General features: G+C 59.7%; 18 protein-coding genes and 2 tRNA genes. 15 read left to right on the top strand and 5 right to left on the bottom strand.

Annotated elements, in window-relative coordinates; all coding sequences use genetic code 11:
* Window positions 1-22: 22 nt before the first annotated feature.
* Window positions 23-508 (top strand): 2-C-methyl-D-erythritol 2,4-cyclodiphosphate synthase, encoded by a 486-nt coding sequence (gene ispF / locus ABI546_RS20660; protein ID WP_348049746.1) that lies wholly within the window; start codon window positions 23-25, stop codon window positions 506-508.
* 115 nt (window positions 509-623) lie between these two features.
* Here ispF and ABI546_RS20655 read toward each other — a convergent pair whose 3' ends face one another.
* On the bottom strand, window positions 624-2000 hold the full coding sequence (locus ABI546_RS20655) for an ATP-binding protein (protein WP_348049744.1): 1377 nt from the start codon (window positions 1998-2000) through the stop codon (window positions 624-626).
* A 129-nt stretch (window positions 2001-2129) separates the two neighbouring features.
* On the bottom strand, window positions 2130-2867 hold the full coding sequence (ompR, locus tag ABI546_RS20650; RefSeq protein WP_007866319.1) for a two-component system response regulator OmpR: 738 nt from the start codon (window positions 2865-2867) through the stop codon (window positions 2130-2132).
* Between the two features lie 373 nt (window positions 2868-3240).
* Between ompR and ABI546_RS20645 the strand changes: the two genes are divergently transcribed.
* Window positions 3241-3957, top strand: coding sequence for an SIMPL domain-containing protein (locus tag ABI546_RS20645; protein WP_348049742.1), 717 nt, complete (start codon window positions 3241-3243; stop codon window positions 3955-3957).
* Between the two features lie 148 nt (window positions 3958-4105).
* Here ABI546_RS20645 and ABI546_RS20640 read toward each other — a convergent pair whose 3' ends face one another.
* Complete coding sequence (locus tag ABI546_RS20640; RefSeq protein WP_348049740.1) at window positions 4106-4732, bottom strand: outer membrane beta-barrel protein; 627 nt, start codon at window positions 4730-4732, stop codon at window positions 4106-4108.
* A 217-nt stretch (window positions 4733-4949) separates the two neighbouring features.
* On the opposite strand from ABI546_RS20640, the gene ABI546_RS20635 reads away from it, so the two are divergent.
* The 3 genes from ABI546_RS20635 to ABI546_RS20625 are packed head-to-tail and all read left to right on the top strand — an operon-like array spanning window position 4950 to window position 7972.
* The gene (locus ABI546_RS20635) at window positions 4950-5795 is read left to right on the top strand and encodes an N-formylglutamate amidohydrolase (RefSeq protein WP_348049738.1); all 846 of its coding nucleotides are present in this window, start codon (window positions 4950-4952) and stop codon (window positions 5793-5795) included.
* 45 nt (window positions 5796-5840) lie between these two features.
* On the top strand, window positions 5841-6878 hold the full coding sequence (locus tag ABI546_RS20630) for a histone deacetylase family protein (RefSeq protein ID WP_348049736.1): 1038 nt from the start codon (window positions 5841-5843) through the stop codon (window positions 6876-6878).
* Complete coding sequence (locus ABI546_RS20625) at window positions 6878-7972, top strand: NAD(P)/FAD-dependent oxidoreductase (RefSeq protein WP_348049734.1); 1095 nt, start codon at window positions 6878-6880, stop codon at window positions 7970-7972. Before ABI546_RS20630 ends, ABI546_RS20625 begins: the two co-directional genes overlap by 1 nt.
* A 12-nt stretch (window positions 7973-7984) precedes the next feature.
* Here the strand turns inward: ABI546_RS20625 and ABI546_RS20620 are convergent, their stop codons facing one another.
* Window positions 7985-8767, bottom strand: a complete 783-nt coding sequence (locus tag ABI546_RS20620) for a 3-hydroxybutyrate dehydrogenase (protein WP_348049732.1) — start codon at window positions 8765-8767, stop codon at window positions 7985-7987.
* Between the two features lie 115 nt (window positions 8768-8882).
* On the opposite strand from ABI546_RS20620, the gene ABI546_RS20615 reads away from it, so the two are divergent.
* The 8 genes from ABI546_RS20615 to rimO all read left to right on the top strand — a co-directional run bounded on the left by ABI546_RS20615 (window position 8883) and on the right by rimO (window position 17948).
* Window positions 8883-9803 carry an alpha/beta hydrolase gene (locus tag ABI546_RS20615; protein WP_348049730.1) on the top strand — a complete coding sequence of 307 codons (921 nt, stop codon included), beginning with the start codon at window positions 8883-8885 and terminating at the stop codon, window positions 9801-9803.
* 25 nt (window positions 9804-9828) lie between these two features.
* Window positions 9829-12087 carry a bifunctional (p)ppGpp synthetase/guanosine-3',5'-bis(diphosphate) 3'-pyrophosphohydrolase gene (locus ABI546_RS20610; protein WP_348049728.1) on the top strand — a complete coding sequence of 753 codons (2259 nt, stop codon included), beginning with the start codon at window positions 9829-9831 and terminating at the stop codon, window positions 12085-12087.
* A 91-nt stretch (window positions 12088-12178) separates the two neighbouring features.
* Window positions 12179-12255, top strand: a tRNA-Val gene (locus ABI546_RS20605).
* A 161-nt stretch (window positions 12256-12416) separates the two neighbouring features.
* A complete protein-coding gene (locus ABI546_RS20600) occupies window positions 12417-14273 on the top strand; it encodes a hypothetical protein (protein WP_348049726.1) in 1857 nt (618 codons plus the stop codon).
* A 23-nt stretch (window positions 14274-14296) separates the two neighbouring features.
* A complete protein-coding gene (locus ABI546_RS20595; protein WP_348049724.1) occupies window positions 14297-15253 on the top strand; it encodes a glycosyltransferase in 957 nt (318 codons plus the stop codon).
* Window positions 15253-15681, top strand: a complete 429-nt coding sequence (locus ABI546_RS20590) for a GtrA family protein (RefSeq protein ID WP_348049722.1) — start codon at window positions 15253-15255, stop codon at window positions 15679-15681. Before ABI546_RS20595 ends, ABI546_RS20590 begins: the two co-directional genes overlap by 1 nt.
* A 258-nt stretch (window positions 15682-15939) precedes the next feature.
* A complete protein-coding gene (phaR, locus tag ABI546_RS20585; protein ID WP_348049889.1) occupies window positions 15940-16431 on the top strand; it encodes a polyhydroxyalkanoate synthesis repressor PhaR in 492 nt (163 codons plus the stop codon).
* 98 nt (window positions 16432-16529) lie between these two features.
* Window positions 16530-17948 carry a 30S ribosomal protein S12 methylthiotransferase RimO gene (rimO, locus tag ABI546_RS20580; RefSeq protein WP_348049720.1) on the top strand — a complete coding sequence of 473 codons (1419 nt, stop codon included), beginning with the start codon at window positions 16530-16532 and terminating at the stop codon, window positions 17946-17948.
* Between the two features lie 141 nt (window positions 17949-18089).
* Here rimO and ABI546_RS20575 read toward each other — a convergent pair.
* A tRNA-Leu gene (locus tag ABI546_RS20575) sits at window positions 18090-18174 on the bottom strand.
* A 167-nt stretch (window positions 18175-18341) separates the two neighbouring features.
* Here ABI546_RS20575 and rnr point away from each other — a divergent pair.
* Both rnr and ABI546_RS20565 read left to right on the top strand, forming a co-directional pair.
* Window positions 18342-20660 carry a ribonuclease R gene (gene rnr, locus ABI546_RS20570; protein WP_348049718.1) on the top strand — a complete coding sequence of 773 codons (2319 nt, stop codon included), beginning with the start codon at window positions 18342-18344 and terminating at the stop codon, window positions 20658-20660.
* A gap of 41 nt (window positions 20661-20701) precedes the next feature.
* Window positions 20702-21268 (top strand): YggT family protein, encoded by a 567-nt coding sequence (locus ABI546_RS20565; RefSeq protein WP_348049716.1) that lies wholly within the window; start codon window positions 20702-20704, stop codon window positions 21266-21268.
* Window positions 21269-21271: the final 3 nt, after the last annotated feature.

Genomic DNA, 21271 nt, shown 5'->3' with positions numbered 1-21271 from the left:
TCAACCCACGCAAGGCCCCACGATGACCGCCATGAATTTTAGAATCGGTGAAGGCTGGGACACGCATGCCCTCGTGCCCGGGCGCAAGCTCATCATCGGCGGTGTGGATGTTCCCCATACGGTGGGTCTGCTGGGCCATTCGGACGCCGACGTGCTGCTGCACGCGATCACCGATGCGCTGCTGGGTGCTGCGGCGCTGGGCGACATCGGTTCGCATTTCCCCGACACTGACGCGCGCTTCAAAGGTGCTGATTCGTCGGTGCTGCTCAAGGACGTCGGGCGTTTGCTGGCCGAACTCGGCTGGCAGATCGGCAACATCGACAGCACCGTGATCGCGCAGGCGCCCAGGCTCGCTCCGCATATCGCGGCGATGCGCACAAACATTGCCACTGCACTGGGGCTGCATGTCGGTCAGGTGAATGTGAAGGCGAAGACGGCAGAAAAGATGGGCCCGGTCGGGCAGGGTCTGGGCATGGAAGCCCGCGCCGTGGTGCTGCTGCATCGCTAAGGCCTGCGCGGTTTCGCTATCTTTTTAGTAGCTGCTTGCGCACGTCCTTATTGGGCTGCAAGGCTATTTTCCTTAAAACTGCTGGTGATCACGGTCGCTTGAGTTTGTAGAGTCCTCAGCTCCTGCGCAGCTTGATATGCGCGGCGAGCCCGCCCGAGCCGGTGTTGGCCAGGCCAAATACTCCACCCATGCGATGAATGGTTTTTTCAACAATCGCGAGACCCAGGCCTGCACCGGTTGCGGCAGTGCGTGCTGCATCGCCCCGGAAAAACGGCCGTGTGAGTTTGGACAAGGTTTCAGGCGCCACGCCCATGCCGTGGTCACGCACCTTGATCAGCACCCACTGGTCACGGCCCTTGGCCGCAATATCGACAAGTGCGATACCGGTCTCGGGCGTCTTGCCATAGCGCCGTGCATTCTCAAGCAGGTTGGAAATGACGCGCGACAACTCCACCTCATCGGCCAGCACGGCCATGTCGTCCGGAATCGTCACGGTGACCCGCATGTCTTCATAGTCGGCGATGGCATATACGGCCGCATCAACCACGGCGTTGAGTGACACCCGCTCAAGCCGCGGCGGTTCTGGTCGGGCGTAGTCGAGAAACTTGTCGATGATGGCGTCAAGCTGGGTGATGTCCGCGGCCATATGTTCGCGCGCATCAATGTCCGAGACGCTCATCTCCGTTTCAAGACGAAGCCGGGCCAGTGGTGTGCGCAGGTCGTGAGAAATGCCGGCCAGCATGATGACCCGGTCCTGCTCGATTTTGGAGAGCTGCTCGGCCATGCGGTTAAAGCCGATGTTGACCTCGCGAATTTCGCTGGTAGCCACCTTTTCGTCGAGCAGACTCGCATCGAAGTCACCGTCCCGCATCCGGCTGGCGGCAAATGACAGCTGCTTGAGCGGCCGGTTGATCAGGCGGGCAATAAAAGCGGCACCTGCCAGCGACAGAGCCGCAGCCGTAATGAGCCAGATGATCCAGGTGCTGTTGCGCGAGGGTCCGATTTTCGAGGGATCAGTCAGCAGCCAGTATGAATCTCCGTCGATAGTGAAACCCACCCAAAGGCCTTTTTGACCGTTGACGCTGCTGGCTACCACCGTCCCGCCGCCCAATCGCAGCTTGAGTTCTTCAGCGGTTCGTTCACTGAGGTCGTCGCTCTCAAAAGGATCGTATTTATCCTTGGGCTCACGTGGCGTGATGCGCACGTGCTCCTCGTCCGCCAGCGTTTTGATCAACGATACGCGCGCGATGGCGTCCGAATAACGAAGCGCTGCCCGGCTCAGGTTGACGAGTGACGCCAGCTGTTGCGCATTCTGAATGGCACGTGGCTCGGATTCGAGTGCGCGAAAGGTCTGCAACCAGGCCACGATGGAGCCCATGAGCAGCAGCGCCAGGAAGAAAAAGGTCCGCCAGAAGAGGCTCAGACCCCGGCGTGGGCGCATTTCCAGCGGGGCCGGGGCGGTTTCGAGAGGAACCGGGTTGGTAGCGTCCATGGGAATCGTTTACGTGCCGGGTATGTGGCGAGGATGGACGTGGGAAAGCTGACGTTGGCGGTGCACGCCAAGACGTTTGAGCTGCTTTTTGCCGCCTGGCCGACGAATAAACGTCACGCGTGCAGCAGTTTAGTTGGTTCCGTCCGGCACAAACACATAGCCAATGCCCCAGACCGTCTGGATATAACGCGGCACGGCGGCGTCGACCTCGATCAGTTTGCGCAGACGCGATACCTGCACGTCCAGGCTTCGGTCAAAGGGTTCGAACTCGCGTCCGCGCGCCAGCTGGGCCAGCTTTTCGCGCGACAGCGGCTGGCGCGGGTGGCGCACCAGGGTCTTCAGCATGGCGAATTCACCGGTGGTGAGCGGCAATTCCTCGCCGTTCTTGTGCAGCGTCCGCAAGCCCATGTCGAAGGAGAAAGGCCCGAAGGTGATCACTTCCTGATCGCTCGATGGCGCTCCGGGCACTTCGGCGGTGGGCCGGCGGCGCAGCACGGCGTGGATGCGGGCAAGGAGTTCGCGGGGATTGAACGGTTTTGCCAGGTAATCGTCGGCGCCTACCTCCAGGCCGACGATGCGGTCTACGTCCTCCCCTTTGGCGGTCAGCATGATGATGGGCGTGCGGTCATTGGCGGCGCGCAGGCGGCGGCAGATGGAAAGGCCGTCTTCGCCGGGCATCATCAGGTCCAGCACGATCAGGTCAACAGCGTCGCGCAGCATGATGCGGTTCAGCGCCTTGCTGTCTTCAGCAAGGATGACCTCAAAGCCTTCCTGGGCCAGGTAGCGGCGCAGGAGATCGCGAATGCGGGCATCGTCATCAAGAATCAGGATTTTGTCGGCGCGGGCGTTGGGTTGAGCTTGGGTCATAGTCATCTGGTGATTTGTAACAGAGCCATTTTGAAGGCGGAAAAGGCTGGATGTCTCATTTTTCAGTCTGTTTGACACACTGTTACAAAAGTTGCGGAGTCATGCAAGTGTGTTCGGTGATTATGGAAATGCGCCTACATCCGCTTCGAAAATCACATGTAAAAATGATCGTCGAGCCCTTGGGCTGCGGGCCACACAGCGATGTGATGGCTCTGCCCTGAAGCTGCGGCGCGATAAAGCGCTTGGTTACTTACGGTGAACCAGCAAACGAAATTTCACCGTCAAGCTATTCCCGGCCTTCTCCTCCCCCTGATTTCACTCTTGTCTTTTTGGCCAAAAGTGGCTGAACCCGTTACTTGAAAGGTAATTCCTGATGCGAACTCCAAAATCCCTGGCTCTGTGGGCGCTGCTGACGAGCACTGTGCTGGGCAGCCAAGCCCTGGCCCAGCCCCTGCCTTACGAACCCCTGCAAAACGTGGCCCAGCTATCGGCCAGCGGTTCGGTGGAAGTGCAGCAGGATTTGCTGTCAATTTCTCTCACCACGACCCGTGACGGTACCGACGCGGCAGCCGTGCAGGCACAGCTTAAGCAGGCGCTGGATACGGCGCTGACTCAGGCAAAACAGGCCGCGGTGCCGACCCAAATGGATGTGCGAACGGGTAATTTCAGCCTGTACCCGCGCTATGGCAAAGACGGCAAGATCAATGGCTGGCAGGGCTCCACTGAGCTGGTGCTGGAAGGCAAAGATTTTCCCCGTATCACCACCACGGCCGGCAAGATTCAGACCTTGACCATGGGTAACGTCAGTTTTGGCCTGAGCCGCGAACAACGTGCCAAGGTGGAAGGCGAGGCGCAGGCGCAGGCGATCGAGCGGTTCAAAGCCAAAGCCGGCGAAGTGGCTCGCAGTTTTGGTTTTTCCAGTTATTCGTTGCGCGAAGTTTCCGTCAATGCCAACGACCAGGGGCCGGTGCCGCGCCCCCGCATGATGGCGATGCAGGCGAAGTCGGAAATGGCCGATGCGTCCATTCCGGTGGAAGCCGGCAAGAGCACGGTGCTTGTCAATGTCTCCGGCTCAGTGCAGATGAAGTGATCTCGCAAGGGTGTAGAAATCCGCCCAATGCGAATGCTGCGGGTCCCTGATCGCAGCGGTGGATACCGCAACTTTGAGGCAGTAAAAAGCCCGCAGGCCCTGGAGGCCTGCGGGCTTTGATGTCCCGGTGAAACGTGTCTGGAAACGATCAGAAGCGGTAGCGCAAGCCTATGCTGGTGGTGCTGAGGCGTTCCTTGCTGCCGCCGGGATATTTCAGGTTGTGCTCGTCCCATGCCAACACAGCCGACAGCGCGGGCGTAAAGGCCCATTCCGCTCCGATTCCGTAAGACATGCCCCAGTTGCTTTCACTGCCCGTTGCGAGGCCAGAAGCCGGTGCCGCAGACACGTGGGTGCGGCCATAGGTCGTTCCCAGCTTGCCCAGAAGGTTGAAAGAGTTACTCAGCGGCAAGCGTCCCACCAGGCTCAGGTTGATGCCTTCGGCGTCGGTCTGTCCGCCACCGCGATTCACTTTGCCGAAATCGGTGTAGCCCAATTCCAGGCCGAAATTGTTGTTGAAATAGCTGCCGCCGTAGATGTTGTACGAGGTGTCCCTGTTGTCAGAAGGAAAACCGCCGGCACCGCTGGGCAGGGAAAAGTCTGAGCTGCCCACGTTCAAGCCGAAGTAGCGGGAGCCCGGTGCATAAAACGAATAGTTGCTGCTGGACATGTTGGACGACGAGCTCGAGTTATTGCTTTGAGCTTGCGCCCCTGCAGCCGCAGCCAGGGCGGCGGCTGCCAGCACGGTTGCGGAGAGTCTGCGGGTCAATGATGGCATGGTGTGTTTCCTTCCAAGGTGAATTTTCGGACTGCGCTTTCTCATCGGGAAAAAAGCGGGTTGGTGGGCTTTCCGCTGTGAAATTTAAGGGGCGGTGTACCAGCATGGTGTGGGTTTAAAAGTTAAAACCCTGTAGGACAAGCGGAAGTTTGCGTACGCTGTAGGGGCCGCCGTTGCCGGACTGATGTGGCCACGGGCCTGCTGCTAAAGTCAATGCATGCCGTTCATTACCCACTTGCCCGGAAGCACTCCGCTGGTTCTTGATTCTCCCCACAGCGGCACCGCGTACCCCGCAGATTTCAGGCACGCCTGCGAGCTCTCCGTGTTGCGCAGCGCCGAAGACACCCATGTCGAAAAGCTCTATGACTTTGCGCCCGCGATGGGCGCGCACTGGATCGAGGCGCACTTTCCCCGCAGCTACCTTGACGCCAACCGGAACACCACGGAAATGGATGTGTCCCTGCTGGACGCTCCCTGGCCTGAACCGGTGGAAACGGACCCCAAAATCCTGTCCAAGGTTCGCCTGGGAAAAGGCCTGATCTGGCGCACCACCGACGAGGGTGTTCCGCTCTACGATCGCAAGCTTGGTGTGGCGGAAGTCCAGGCGCGCATTGAACAATGCTGGAAGCCCTATCACGCCGCCGTGGCCCAAGCCATTGATGCTGCGCACCGACTGCACGGCTACAGCATCCACATCAACTGCCACTCCATGCCGGCCATTGCCTCCGGCAGCGCGACGGACTTTCCGGGTGAAGAGCATGCCGATTTCGTGATCGGTGATCGCGAGGGCACCACGGCCAGCAAACTGCTGTCGCAGCGGGTACGTGAGCACCTGAAGGCGCGCGGACATAGCGTGGCTTATAACCATCCCTACAAAGGCGTGGAGCTGGTTCGCCGATATGGCAATCCGGCCGCGCACCGGCACAGCATCCAGCTGGAGATCAATCGCAAGCTTTACATGGACGAGGACACGCTGGCGCTGACAGCCGGCGCCGAGCCGCTCAAGGCCACGCTGCGTTCGTTGGTCGAGATGCTGCTGAAAACCGATCCGCGCGCGCTATGAACCCGCAGCTTGCGGTCCGCTAGTTGTTTTTGCCAAACCTCCCTCATGCTCACTTTCTTCAGCGACAGCCACCACGCCCACGCCCCGCAGTACGAATTCTTCCGTGGCGAACGCGTGCCTTGCTTCGAAACGCCGGCCCGTGCCGAATTCGTTAAAACGCGTCTCACCGAACGCGGCCACGCGCTTCGCACGCCGCATGTCGACAGCCGGGCGGTGCTGGCGAAAGTGCATACCAGCCGTTATATGGCGTTTCTGGAACACGCCTGGCGCGACTGGGCGGCGCTGGAGGCCGGCAACGACCAGCGCCAGCCCTTTCCGTCGGTGTGGCCGGTGCGTACCCTGCGCAGCGATGTGGAGCCTGCCAACTTCACGGCGCGATTGGGGCTTTATTCGATGGACAACGGCTCTCCGCTGTCAGGCGGCACCTGGGAGGCCGCCAAGGCCGGTGCGGACGCCGCTGCCAGCGCTGTAACCTTGCTGGGGGCAGGCGAGCGCGCCGTGTTCTGCTGCAGCCGCCCGCCCGGCCACCATGCCGGGCCCGACTTCATGGGCGGCTATTGCTTTTTGAACAACGCTGCGGTGGCCGCCCAGGCGCTGCGTGACGGCGGCGCGGCGCGCGTGGCTGTGCTCGATGTGGACTATCACCATGGCAACGGCACACAAAGCATTTTTTACAACCGAGCCGACGTGCTGTTTGTCAGCCTGCATGGCGACCCCCTGACCGAGTACCCGTTTTACCTGGGCCACGCCGATGAGACCGGCGAAGGCGAGGGCGCAGGCTTTAACCTCAACCTGCCGCTGCCGGCCGGCTGCACCGTGCCGCGCTGGTTTGACGCGCTTGAAGCGGCGTGCCAGCGCATTGGCAGTTACCGCGCCGACGCACTGGTGGTGTCCCTGGGGCTGGACACCTTTGCCGAAGATCCGATTTCCAAATTCGCGTTGCAGCCGCAAGACTTCATCCGCTTGGGCGAACGGCTGGGCAAGCTGGGCCTGCCCACCGTGTTTGTGCTCGAAGGTGGTTATGCCGCCGCGGCGCTGGGCACCAATGCGGTCAACGTCATTGAAGGGTTTGAGGGTCTCTGATGGACAAAGTCGATTGCGTCGTGATTGGCGCTGGTGTGGTAGGCCTGGCCGTGGCGCGTGCCCTGGCCTTGCAGGGCAGGGACGTGATGGTGCTGGAAGCCGCTGATGCCATCGGCACCGGCACGAGTTCGCGCAACAGCGAGGTGATTCACGCCGGAATTTACTATCCGCAAGGCTCGCTCAAGGCGGCGCTTTGCGTGAAGGGTAAAGACCTGTTGTATCGGTACTGCGCTGAACGCGGCGTCGGCCATGACCGATGCGGAAAGCTGATTGTGGCCACCAGCGAGGCACAGGTGGCCCAGTTGCAGGCCATTCGTGAAAAGGCTGTCGCCAACGGCGTGGACGACCTGGTGCTCTTGACGCGCGAGGACGCCCGCACGCTGGAGCCTCAACTCGAATGCGTGGCGGCTTTGCATTCGCCCAGTACCGGCATTGTCGACAGCCATGGCCTCATGCTGGCGCTGCAAGGTGATCTTGAAAACGCGGGTGGACTTGTAGTGCTTAATTCGCCTCTAGCCCGCGCAGAATGTGCGCAAGCAGCTATAAAACTCATAGCAGAAGACGGAACGGAGCTGGAGGCGAAAACCGTCGTCAATGCCGCGGGGCTGCATGCACAACACCTGGCCAGTCGCTTTGCAGGCCTGCCTGCGCAGCACGTGCCGCCCAGCCATTACGCCAAAGGCAATTACTTCACCCTGCCCGGCCGCTCGCCTTTCAGCCGCCTGATCTACCCCGTGCCCGAAGCCGCTGGTCTGGGCGTGCACCTCACCATTGATCTGGGTGGCCAGGCCAAGTTTGGCCCCGACGTGCAGTGGGTGAATTCACCCGACGACCTGGTGGTCGATGCGGCGCGTGGCGATGCCTTCTATGCCGAAGTGCGCAAGTACTGGCCCGCTCTGGCCGACGGGGCGCTCACACCCGGTTACGCCGGCTTGCGCCCCAAGATTCAGGCGCCGCATGAGCCCGCCAAAGATTTCATGATCCAGGGCCCCAACGACCACGGGGTTGCGGGCCTGGTCAATCTCTTCGGCATTGAATCGCCGGGGCTGACGAGCTCGCTGGCGATTGGCGACTACGTGAGCGGCCTGCTGTAGGCCGGCAGCGGTTTACTGCGCTGCCCAGCCGCCGTCCATATTCCAGGCCACGCCACGCACGTTGTTGCCGGCCGGCGAGCAGAAAAACACCGCCAGCGCACCGAGCTCTTCGGGCGTGGTGAACTGCATCGAAGGCTCTTTTTCGCCCAGCAGCTGCCGGGTGGCGGCTTCGTTGCTGATGTTGCCGGCCGCAGCTTTGGCGTCTACCTGTTTTTGCACCAGAGGTGTGAGCACCCAGCCGGGGCAGATGGCGTTGCAGGTGACACCGGTGGTCGCATTTTCCAGGGCGGTGACCTTGGTCAGGCCCACGATGCCGTGTTTGGCCGCGACGTAAGCGGATTTCTCGGCCGAACCGATCAGGCCGTGCACCGAAGCCACGTTGATGATGCGGCCCCAACCCTTGCCCCCGTTGGTGGCCAGCATGGCAGGTAGCGCCAGGCGCGTGGCGTGGAAAGCGCTGCTCAGGTTGATGGCGATCACCGCGTCCCATCGTTCGACCGGAAAATTCTCGATACGGGCCACGTGCTGGATGCCGGCGTTGTTGACGAGGATGTCGACCTGGCCGAACTGCGCGGCGGCAAATCGCATCATGTCTTCAATGTCGGCGGGCTTGCTCATGTCGGCGCCGTGATAGGTCACGCGTACACCCAACGCTTCGATCTCCGCCTGCGGGCCTTTCACATCGCCAAACCCATTTATGACAATGTTGGCGCCCTGCGCCGCCAGCGCCTTGGCGATGCCTAGGCCGATTCCGCTGGTCGAACCGGTGACGAGCGCTGTTTTACCTTTGAGCATGATGTTTCTCCGGATGATTTACGATGGTTGATCTGAATGTGGCGGCGACACACTGCGTGCCGCGCCCGAACAATTTCTCGAACAATTATCAAGCCTTTGAATCGAATTGCCCTGCATGACTGAGCCTACGCTGAACTACGTAACCTGCCCGGACGCCAACGGGGGCCACCGCATGGCTTACTGGCAATGGGGGCAGCCGGACAGCGCGAACGTGGTGGTGTGCATGCACGGCCTGTCGCGCCAGGGGCGCGATTTTGATGTGTTGGCACGGGCGCTGACAGAGCAGGGGGCGGGGCGCCCGGGCGGCTTGCGCGTGGTGTGCCCTGATGTGGTGGGCCGCGGCGAAAGCGACTGGCTGAAAGACCCCATGGGCTACCAGATCCCGCTTTACGCCAGCGACATGCTGGCCTTGCTCGCCCGGTTGCACACCCAGGCTTCCATCAAGGTTCTGGATTGGGTGGGGACCAGCATGGGTGGGTTGATCGGTATGGCGGTGTGCGGCCAGCCTGGCTTGCCCCTTCCGGTTGGTGTTCGCCGGCTGGTGCTCAATGACGTCGGGCCTGCCATCGAGTGGCAGGCCATTGTGCGGATCGGCACTTACCTGGGCAAGGCGGGCCATTTTGGTTCTGTGCAGAAGGCAGCCGATGCGATGTGGGCGATTTCCCAAAGCTTCGGGCCGCACACGCCCGAACAGTGGCTGGCCCTCTCGACGCCCATGCTCAAACGGGTGTCTCAGACACCCGATTCGAAGTGGCGTTTGCACTATGACCCGGCTATTGCCGACCCCTTCAGGCTGGCTACGGAAGAATCCTCCCGACAGGGCGAAGCGGTGCTCTGGGGCCTTTACGACAATATCAAGGCAGAGACCCTGATCCTGCGGGGACGCCAATCGGATCTCCTCAGTGCTGCAACTGCGGCCGCCATGACAACGCGTGGGCCGCGAGCCCGCCTCGTCGAGTTTGACGGCGTCGGACATGCGCCCACGCTGGTCGCAGCGGATCAGGTGGCTGCGGTGAAGGGTTTCCTGCTGGGGTAATACCCGCGATAACAGACTGAGTTCCATGAAAAGCAACGTGGTTGGGCCAGGTAGCCCGACACCTTCCCAGGGGCCAAACGCCTCCATCGTGACCGCCACGGCCGACAGCCTGCCGGAGCAGCCGCATGCATTGGCGCGCGCCCGCGCGTTTGCCGAGCCGCTGATCGTCGGTGAGACGCATGACACAGGCGAAAACATCCTGGCGCATGCTGACGCGGTGGCCGCTATTCTGAAAAACATCGGTGGTTCCGAGGCCATGCAGGCCGCAACCTACCTGGTATATGCGTGCCAGCACTTGAACAAGCCGCAGGAAGTGATCACCAAGGCTTTTGGCGCCAACTACGCCGCGCTCGCGCTGGAAACCACCAAGCTGGTGCAGGTCCAGCGGCAGGCGCGAACGGCCAACGCCAAGGCGCATCTGCTGGATGACCCGGCGGCTCAGACCGAAAACGTCCGCAAGATGCTGCTCGCATTTTCCCGTGACTTGCGGGTGGTCATGCTGAGGCTGGCGTCGCGCCTGCAAACCCTGCGCCACTATGCCGCCACCCGGCAGGCCGCGCCGTTGCCGCTGGCCCACGAATCCCTGCATGTGTTTGCGCCGCTGGCCAATCGCCTGGGCATCTGGCAGATCAAGTGGGAAATGGAAGACTTGGCCTTCCGCTTCCTGGAGCCTGATACCTACAAACAGACAGCGCGGCTGCTCGACGAGAAACGGGTGGAACGCGAAGGCTTCATGGAAGCTTTGCGCGCGCAACTCGAGCGCGAACTGAACCAGAACGGCATTGCCGCGCTGGTTCAAGGTCGGCCCAAACACATCTACAGCATCGTCAAGAAAATGCGCGGCAAGTCATTGGACTTCGGGCAGGTGTTTGACATCCGTGCCTTGCGCGTGATCGCCGCAGATGTGAAGGGTTGTTATGCCGCGTTGGGTTTTGTGCATTCGCGCTTTACGCCGGTCGACGGTGAATTTGACGACTACATCGCCAAACCCAAGTCCAACGGCTACCAGTCGTTGCACACGGTGGTGCGCGACGAGGCCGGGCGGGCGGTGGAAATCCAGGTTCGGACACAAGCCATGCACGACCACGCTGAGCATGGTGTGGCGGCGCACTGGGCCTACAAGGAGGCCGGCGCCAAGGGCTATGCGGGCGTCTCGGCCAGCAGTGAGTACGATGCCAAGATCGCGGTGTTGCGGCAATTGCTGGCCTGGGAGCGCGATCTTTCAGGTCCGGCGGCCCAACGCGCGCGCGACGCGAAGCAAGGGCTTTTTGAAGATCGCATCTATGTGCTGACGCCGGACGCCGCCATCGTCGAGCTGCCGCAGGGGGCGACCACGGTTGACTTCGCCTACAGCGTGCACACCAGCCTGGGGCACCGTTGCCGCGGCGCACGCATTGACGGCGCCATGGTGCCGCTGAACACGCCGCTGCAAAACGGCCAGACGGTGGAAGTCATCACCGCGAAGGAGGGCGGGCCCTCGCGCGACTGGCTCAATCCGGAGCTGGGTTTCCTGTGCAGCCATCGCGCAAAGTCCAAGGTGCGCGCCTGGTTCAATGGGTTGGCGGTAGAACAGACCGTTGCCAGGGGCCGCGAAGCGGTTGAAAAACTGCTGCAGCGCGAAGGCAAGACGGCCATGAAGCTGGACGACCTGGCGGTGCAGCTCGGCTTCAAAACGGCAGATGATTTGTTTGAGGTGGTTGGCAAGGACGAACTGTCGCTTCGCACCATTGAGAACATGCTCAGGCCGCCCGAGCCGGTGTTGAGCCAGGACGACTACGTGCTGGCAAAAAAACCGCGCGCGCCAAATCCGAATTCTAAGAAGGGTGGCGGTGTATTGGTGGTCGGCATGGGATCGCTGCTGACGCAGCTGGCCAAATGCTGCAAGCCCGCGCCTCCGGACGAAATTCTTGGGTTTGTCACCAAGGGCAAAGGCGTCAGCATTCACCGCAGCGACTGCAGCAATTTCCGCAACATGGCCAGCGGGAGCCCGGACCGCGTGATCGAGGTGGAATGGAATTCCCCCAAGTCGCCTGACGGCGCGGTGTATCCGGTGGATGTGGCCGTGGAAGCTGCTGACCGCCAAGGCCTGCTACGCGATATTTCAGAAGTGTTTGCCAAGGAAAAAATGAATGTGATTGGCGTGCAGACGCAGTCGGTGAAGGACAACCGTGGCGGTACGGCGTGGATGACGTTCACAGTGGAAGTGGCCCAGTCAAGCCGGTTGAACCAGGTGCTGGCTGTGGTGGCTGAGGTAGCGGGCGTGCGGTCCGCACGAAGGCGTTGATGTCGAACCGAAGGACTTTTTTAGGCAAATTTTGAAGGGCCGGCAAGAACGCTGGTTTGCTTTGCTACAATACGAGCTTCGAACAGTCCTTAGGCGCGTAGCTCAGCTGGTTAGAGCACCACCTTGACATGGTGGGGGTCGTTGGTTCGAGTCCAATCGCGCCTACCAATTCCTGTTCTACAAATACGACATCTTCGGATGTCGTTTTTTTTGCTCTGAAAATTTGATCCCGATAGCGTGCGCCAGAACCTTTTCGCGCCTCGTACTGGCTCAGATCGTTATCTGCTTCGTCAGTGTAGAGCGTGCAATGAAAGCAGCAGGAAGTTGTCATGGGATTGTTTTCTAAACTCCATTCACGTCTGATGAGCTGTCTGGCTCATCCTTCAGCATTGCGGTGGTCTGCTGTCGTCGTCCCCCTGCTGTTCGCGCTGGCTTCCGTATTTGTGATCGGTCAAGACGCAAACTGGGATCTACTGAACTACCACCTCTATAACGCGTACGCGCTACTCAATGGCCGCGTCGGGAACGATCTTGCACCGGCCGCGATGCAGAGCTACTTCAATCCAGTGCTGGACCTGCCGTATTACCTGATGACCAAGCATTGGTCGCCACGCACCGTAGCGTTTGCAATGGGTTTATTTCACGGTCTTGATTTTGTGTTTCTGCTTCTGATCGTGAAGCCCTTTGTTGCACGGGTAAAACATACCAACGTGACAGTGATTTCCCTGGCGCTGGCGGGGTGTCTAAGCGCCGTTTTTGTGTCGGAACTCGGTAACACCATGGGCGACAACACCTCATCGGTGTTTGTGCTGGCGGGTATAGCGGTAGCTGTGACGAGATGGGACGATGTTGTGCATGCGTCTGGGCGCTACTTGTTATGGATTGCTTTGGCCGGTTTGTTGATCGGCATGGGGGCTGGCGCAAAGCTTACAAACGCTGTTTATGCACTGGCCGGCGCTGTGGCTCTCCTGCTTGCGTGCCCCGGTGGCCCGGTTCATCGACTGCGCATCGCCTCAGCATTCAGTATTGGCGTTGTCCTTGGGATCATTTTGACCGGGGGGTATTGGTTCCTCATGCTCTGGAAACTGTACGGCAATCCACTGTTCCCGCAATTCAATACCTATTTTCAGTCGGATATGGCCGGTTCGGTTGGTGTCGGAGACACCCGTTGGAGGCCCAAAGGCGCAGTCGAGGCGCTCCTTTTCCCTTTTATATTTGCTCTGAATCCGTCACGGGTTGGTGAGTCAGCGCTTTATCAAATTGCGCTGCCTGTTCTGTATTTGTTGTTTGCATTCTGGGCGATTGCTGCCGTTCGTAGTCGACTTCTCAGAACCCCGGCTGTACCTGAAAGATATTCGTTCCCGCTCGAAGAGCCCTCCCGGGCTCATTTTTTGCTGGCCTTTGCCGCTGCGAGTTACATGACCTGGCTTGGAATCTTCAGCATTCACCGTTATTTGGTGCCGCTGGAAATGATTGCGCCGCTGGCAATTTGGCTTTTATTGCACCGAATATTTAAGCCAGCCTTGGCCCGATCTCTTACGAGCAAGGTACTGTTTTCCTCTGTCATCGTTGTATTGTTATTTCGGACCACGTGGGGCAATGTCGGGTTTGGCGACACGGCCTTTCGAGTAGAGTTGCCGCCGCTTTCGCAACCGGAAAAAACGGCCGTCATGATACTGCAAGGTGGTCAGCATGCCTGGTTGATCCCGTTTTTTCCGCCGGAGATCAAAGTTGCCTCGTTGGGAAGTTTTCCGGAGTCGCCGAAATTTGTGGCTGAGGCCATGCGAATGATAGACAGTAGTGCAGAGAATACTTATGTCATTTTCGAGGCCAGCAAAGACACGCGGCCGGCGCAGATCGCAAAAGTCAACCGCGTTCTTGCGCAGTTTGGTGTGGGGAGAGCTGGCGTGGGCTGCGAAGTTGTACGCTGGAGCATCAAGCGAAACTCCCGCTTGAATGCCGAAATTTCCGACACCAGCAATAGCCCATACTGCGGCATCGCAATGAATTCCGCTGCTCGGCGCGACTTGGTCGAAGAAGACAAGGTAATCGCGCGCACCAGCGATGAATTTGCCAAAGCGCATTATGGTTTACGCATCGATCTGCCCTCGTGCGCCACCTACCGTGCTTGGGTAGGCAGCCGCCAGGACAGATACCAGTTTTGCCGTATTTTCCGCCAGTCGTGATTCCGCTTTTCAGTGAGGTGCCGATGAGATTTTCCAAGCCTTCCATTGCCGTCATTCTTCCTGCCTACAACGAAGAGTTAACGATTGGACAAGTCATCCGGGACTTTCATGCTGCGTTACCTGATGCCGTCATATGCGTAGTCGATAACAACTCAAGCGACCGTACGTCGGTAGTCGCTGCTGCCACATTTGAAGATCTGGGCTGTGCGGGCAGGCTGATTCATGAGAAAAGGCAAGGCAAAGGGAATGCGTTACGTCGCGCTTTTTTCGATGTGGACGCCGACATCTATTTGATGGCGGACGCAGACCAGACTTACCCAGCATCTCGCGCTGCTGACATGATCGCGCCTGTGGCGCGAGGAGAAGCCGACATGGTGGTAGGTGACCGGCATTCGGGCGGGCACTATGGGGACCACAACAAGCGACGCTTTCACGGGTTTGGCAATGATCTTGTGAAAAGCATGATCAACTTCTTTTTTCGATCCTCTCTGCAGGACATCATGAGTGGGTACCGTGCTTTCAGCCGCACGTTCGTCAAGACCTATCCAATAATGGTGGCAGGCTTTCAGGTTGAAACCGATATGACCCTGCATGCGCTTGATAAGCGGTTCCGCGTCATGGAAATTCCAGTGGAGTATGTGGACCGGCCCGCAGGCAGCTTCTCCAAGCTCAACACCTTGGCCGATGGAGCCAAAGTAATTTTTGCGATCTTCCAGATACTGCGCTACTACAAGCCTCTTGCTTTTTTCGGAACGGTCTCCGTCGTACTTATGATGTCAGGTTTTGTCGCTGGAATTCCGGTATTGGCTGACTGGTTCACTTACCAATACATCTACCATGTCCCCTTGGCTGTGTTGGCTGCAGCGCTGGAAATTGTGGCTGTGATCTTTTTTTCCGTAGCCCTCATGCTCGACAGCATCGTGCATCAGCACAAGATGAGTTACGAGCTCATGATTGTGTCCATCGCGAACAAGACTTGATGCAAAAGGCCATGTCAGAGTCGGTACGCGGACGCCAATTGATGGCGTTCGTGGTTGTGGGGACTGTGGGTTTCGCTGTCGATGCGTGTCTCTTCTTTGTATTTATGCGAGCCTTCGGTATCGACATCCTGATCTCGCGTGCGTTAGCCTTCTTACCTGCCACGCTTGTTACCTGGGGGGCCAACCGGCTGTTCACTTTTCGCCAGCCAGCGAGCTCTCATGCGTTTTTGATACAGGAGTATGTGAAGTATTTACTGGTCCAGGCAGGAGGCATTGCCATCAATTTCCTGGTTTTTTATTTGATGGTCCTTTGGTTTCAGACTGCCGCCGCCTATACCTTTTTGCCTTTGGCCACGGGTTCACTGGCGGCGCTTTTGTTTAATTTTTTCGGTGCAAGATTGCTGGTTTTCAGGCAGAGATCGAGCTGACGACCCTGCCTGTGTAAAGATGCCAGAAGAACAATAAACCTGGTTCACTATAGATTCTCCAATCAGGGTAAACCAAGATAGGGGAAGGTGGCGGGCTCCCTAAAATAAGTTAACTTATCCATCATCGGAACTCTCGTGCCAAAAAGCAAATCCACCAGCCCGGCATCCGGCCTTCCGCCCTTACAAGGCGAAGCAGTTGCCGACGGCAATCCTGGTGCCAAAGGCGGCCGGGCTGCCGGCAAGGCTGCGGCCTCCCGCGTGATCAAGAAGTACCCGAACCGGCGGCTCTACGACACCGAGACGTCGACCTACATCACGCTCACGGAAGTGCGTGAGCTGGTGATGGACAGTGCGGATTTTGTGGTGCGGGATGCCAAGACCAATGAAGACCTGACGCGCAGCATTTTGTTGCAGATCATTCTTGAAGAAGAAACCGGCGGTGCGCCGATGTTTACCGAGGCCGTGCTGGCCAACATCATTCGCTTTTACGGCAATGCGATGCAGAGCTTCATGGGCGCCTATCTGGAAAAAAACGTTCAGAGCTTTATGGACCTTCAGGTCAAGATGTCCGAGCAATCCAAGGGGCTGACACCTGAAATGTGGGCCCAGTTTATGAATGCGCAATCCCCCATGATGCAAGGCATGATGGGCAATTATGTGGAGCAATCCAAAACCGTTTTCACGCAGATGCAGGAGCAGATGCAAAAGCAGAGCGAGCAAATGCTGCAGGCTTTCGGCCTTAAAAGATGAACTGAACGCGTGGGCATCAGGCCTGCGTGCTGACGGCCTTTCAAGGCCATCCGGGGTCCACGGTTCGCCCTGAGGCTTACCCTGAGACAATAGACCCCATGAGTGACGTTATTTCCCCCCCCGTACCCGTTAAACCCGTTAACACCAAAGCCGCACCGCGAGTGGGTTTTGTCAGCCTGGGTTGCCCCAAGGCGCTGACCGATTCCGAGTTGATCCTCACGCAACTGAGCGCCGAGGGCTACCAGACCTCCAAAACCTTTGAGGGCGCGGACCTGGTGATCGTCAATACCTGCGGCTTTATCGATGACGCGGTCAAGGAAAGCCTGGACACCATCGGCGAGGCCTTGGCTGAGAACGGTCGGGTCATCGTCACCGGTTGCCTGGGCGCCAAGGCGGGCGAGGATGGCGGCAATCTTGTGCGCCAGATGCACCCCAGTGTGCTGGCCGTGACCGGCCCGCACGCCACGCAGGAAGTCATGGACGCGGTGCACCTGAATTTGCCTAAGCCGCACGACCCCTTTGTGGACCTGGTGCCCAACGCTTTTGGCATTGCTGGCATCAAGCTCACACCCAGGCACTACGCCTATCTGAAGATCAGCGAAGGCTGCAATCACCGTTGCACTTTCTGCATCATCCCGTCCATGCGCGGCGATTTGGTATCGCGGCCCATCGGCGATGTGCTCAATGAGGCGCGTGCCCTGTTTGAGGGCGGCGTCAAGGAGCTGCTGGTGATCAGCCAGGACACCTCTGCCTACGGCGTGGACGTGAAATATCGCACCGGCTTCTGGGACGGCAAACCCATCAAGACGCGCATGCTGGATCTGGTGCAGGCGCTGGGCGAGATCGCCGAGCCCTATGGCGCCTGGGTGCGCTTGCACTACGTGTATCCATACCCAAGCGTGGATCAAGTGCTGCCGCTGATGGCCACCGGCAAGGTGTTGCCTTACCTGGATGTCCCGCTGCAGCACAGCCATCCGGATGTGCTCAAACGCATGAAGCGGCCGGCTAGCGGTGAGAAAAACCTTGAGCGCATTGCGCGCTGGCGGGAGATTTGCCCTGAGATCGTGATTCGCAGCACCTTTATCGCCGGTTTTCCGGGCGAGACCGAGGCCGAGTTCGAACATCTGCTGGATTTCATGCGTGAAGCCAAGATCGACCGCGCAGGTTGTTTTGCCTATAGCGCGGTAGAAGGCGCCACAGCCAACGACATTCCCGGCATGCTGCCGATGGAATTGCGTGAAGAGCGGCGGGCCCGCTTTATGGCGGTGGCCGAAGCGGTTTCCAGCCAAAAGCTTCAGCAACGTATTGGCGCGACCATGCAGGTACTGGTGGATTCGGCACCGGCGTTGGGCCGCAAGGGCGGCACGGGGCGTTCTTATGCCGATGCGCCCGAGATCGATGGCGTGGTCAAGCTGCTGCCGCCCGAGAAAATCAGCAAGACGCTGAAAGTGGGCGAATTCACCCGGGCCCGCATCGTTGGAACCCAAGGTCACGACCTGATTGCCGTACCTGTTTGATTAAAACTGCAGACGAAAAACCGGGCCTGAAGATGAGGCCCGAAAATCCCGGATATAAAAAAAGCCACCGGGTCACAGTGGCTTTAATCTTGCTTTACTCCAGAACCCGATGAAGAGTCTGGAGAAGCTGTTTGGTGTATTTGGTGCCCGGGAGAGAACTCGAATCTCCACATCTTGCGATACACGGACCTGAACCGTGCGCGTCTACCAATTCCGCCACCCGGGCACAGCTAGCAGTGTACCATTACTTCAATGCTTTCTCAGGGCCAAGCCCCCAAATTTCCCTGAAATATTTCGGCTGCATACTCAAAACCAGCAGCCCTTACCGAAAAGAGACTTTCTATCAAAACCACTCACTCCCATTCGGGCGGATCGACCGCCCATTCATCCGGTTTGCTCGCTGAATTCGAGGGCACCGTTTCCGGCCACCGCGACGGCCACGGCTTTGTATTGCGCGACGACGGCGAGGCGGATATCTATCTGCCTCCCAACGAAATGCGCGCCGTGCTGCACAAGGACCGCGTCAAGGCGCGCATCGTCCGGCATGATCGCAAAAACCGGCCCGAAGGCCGCGTCACCGAGATCATTGAGCGTTCCTCCAACCCCATCATCGGTCGCCTGCTGCAGGAAAGCGGTGTCTGGCTGGTTGCACCCGAAGACAAGCGTTACGGCCAGGATGTACTGATCCCCAAAGGCGCTACAGGTACGGCCAAAGCCGGCCAGGTCGTCGTAGTCCAGCTCACCGAGCCGCCGGCGCTCTTCGGCCAGCCCGTTGGCCGCGTCAAGGAAGTGCTGGGCGAGATCGACGACCCCGGCATGGAAATCGAAATCGCCGTTCGCAAGTACGGCGTGCCACACGAGTTCAGCGACGAGGCGCTGGCCCTTGCCCGCACCCTGCCTGACGCCGTGCGACCGGCGGACAAAAAACACCGTGTCGATCTAAGTGACGTGCCGTTGGTCACCATCGACGGCGAAGACGCCCGCGATTTTGACGATGCCGTTTATTGCGAGCCGGCCAAAGTCGGCCGCGGCAAGGGCTGGCGCCTGCTGGTGGCGATTGCCGACGTGAGCCACTATGTGGAAACCGGCAGCGCCATCGACATCGACGCTTACGACCGCGCCACCAGCGTGTACTTTCCGCGCCGCGTGATTCCCATGCTGCCGGAAAAACTCTCCAACGGCCTGTGTTCGCTCAACCCGAACGTCGAGCGCCTGTGCATGGTCTGCGACATGCTGGTCAATGCCAAGGGCGAGGTTCACGCTTACCAGTTCTATCCGGCGGTGATGTTCAGCCAGGCACGTTTCACTTACACCGAGGTGGCGGCCATTTTGGCCAACACGCGCGGCCCTGAGGCCGCACAGCGCAAGGCGCTGGTGCCGCACCTGCTGGACCTGCACGATGTCTATCAGGCCCTGCTCAAGGAGCGCGGCGTGCGCGGAGCGGTGGACTTCGAAACCACCGAAACGCAAATCGTCTGCGACGAGGCCGGCCGGATTGAAAAAATCGTGCCCCGCACGCGCAACGTGGCCCACCGCCTGATCGAAGAAGCCATGCTGGCTGCCAACGTCTGCTCGGCCGATTTCATTGCGCAAAGCAAGCATGTGGGCCTGTACCGCGTGCACGAGGGCCCGACGCCCGAGAAAAAGGACATGCTGCGCAATTACCTGAAGGCGGCCGGTATCGGCATGACCATCAGCGACGACCCGGCGCCCGGCGAATTCCAGAAAATTGCGCTGGCCACCAAAGACCGACCGGACGCACAGCAAATCCATTCGATGCTGCTGCGCTCCATGCAGCAGGCCATCTACACGCCCATGAACAGCGGCCATTTCGGCCTGGCGTACGAGGCCTATACGCACTTCACCAGCCCGATCCGGCGCTACCCCGATTTGCTGGTGCACCGCGTCATCAAGGCGGTGCTGAACAAGGCCAAGTACCAGTTGCCGACCCTGCCCACACCTGGCGAGGCCGAAGCCAAACTGTCCAAACGGCTGGCCTCGCGCGTCAAGGAGCCGACGCAAAAGCCAAAGAAGGCCAGCGCCGACGAGCTCGCCTGGCAGGCGGCCGGCCTGCACTGCAGTGCCAATGAACGCCGCGCCGACGAAGCCAGCCGCGATGTCGAGGCCTGGCTCAAATGCAAGTACATGCGCGAGCATCTTGGCGAGGAGTTCGGCGGCGTCGTCACGGCAGCCACCGGCTTCGGCATCTTCGTCACGCTGGACGCGATGTACGTTGAAGGTCTGGTGCATATCACCGAGCTGGGCGGCGAATACTTCCGCTTCGACGAAGCCCGCCAGGAGCTGCGCGGCGAGCGCACCGGCATCCGCTACGCCATCGGCACGCGGGTGAGGGTGCAGGTCAGCCGCGTCGACCTGGACGGCCGCAAGATCGACTTCCGCCTGGTCAACGAAGGCCAGGACCTGGTCGGGCGCGCCATGAAAGACAAAACCGGCGGCCACTCGACAGAGCTGCCGGCGCAGGAGCGTGGCAGCTCGCGTCATGCGGGGGAGCCTCGCACTGGCAAGGCGGCGGGCAAGAGTGCCGGCAAGCGATCCGAGGCCCGTTCTGGTGGGCGCGGTGACGGCGCTGCCAGCCGAAGCAGCGCAGGCAGCGAAAGGGCTGCCAAGTCGCCCATTCAGGCGCTCAAGGCGGCGGTTAAAAAAGCTGCAGGCAAACCCGGACGCAAGCAGGCCAAGAAGCCGCGCCGCTAGACCACCATGCCATTTCCTTTCAAACTTCTTTCCTTTCGTTCATGCTGATCCGCATCCTGTCTTTTTTGCTCGAGACGCTGTTTTTTCTGCTGATTGCCGCGGCCTTGCTGCGAGCCTGGATGAACTGGGTCCGGGTCACGATGACAACCCAGCCCGGCCGTTTCGTGATGGCGGTGACTGACTGGCTGGTCAAGCCTCTGCGCCGGGTGTTGCCCAGCTCGCTGATGCAGTCGCGCGTCGATTGGGCCAGCGTGCTGGCAGCCGTGCTGCTGGCTTTGGCTCATGCCCTGCTGTGGGGCGTGCTGGTTGGCTGGCTGCTTGCCGGCGGGGGAAATGTGGGGTTTGAGCCGGCGGCCTTGCTGGCGCTACCGTTGTTTGCGCTGAAGATGCTGATTCGGGTCACGCTGCAAACCCTGTTCATCCTGGTACTGGGTTTTGCCATCCTTTCCTGGGTGCAACCTGGTTCACCGGCTTATGGGTTACTGGGGCGCCTGACGGAGCCTTTGCTCGCGCCGCTGCGCCGCGTGCTGCCCATGGTGGGCGGGGTGGACCTGTCCGCACTGGTATTGATTGTCCTGATTCAAATCGCGCTGATGATCCTGGTGTAGGGC

Origin of the sequence: Polaromonas sp. (assembly GCF_039932935.1) — a bacterium.
Taxonomy (GTDB): domain Bacteria; phylum Pseudomonadota; class Gammaproteobacteria; order Burkholderiales; family Burkholderiaceae_C; genus Polaromonas.
The sequence above is the reverse complement of the archived record's forward strand: the minus strand, read 5'-3'. Positions and strand labels throughout refer to the sequence as shown.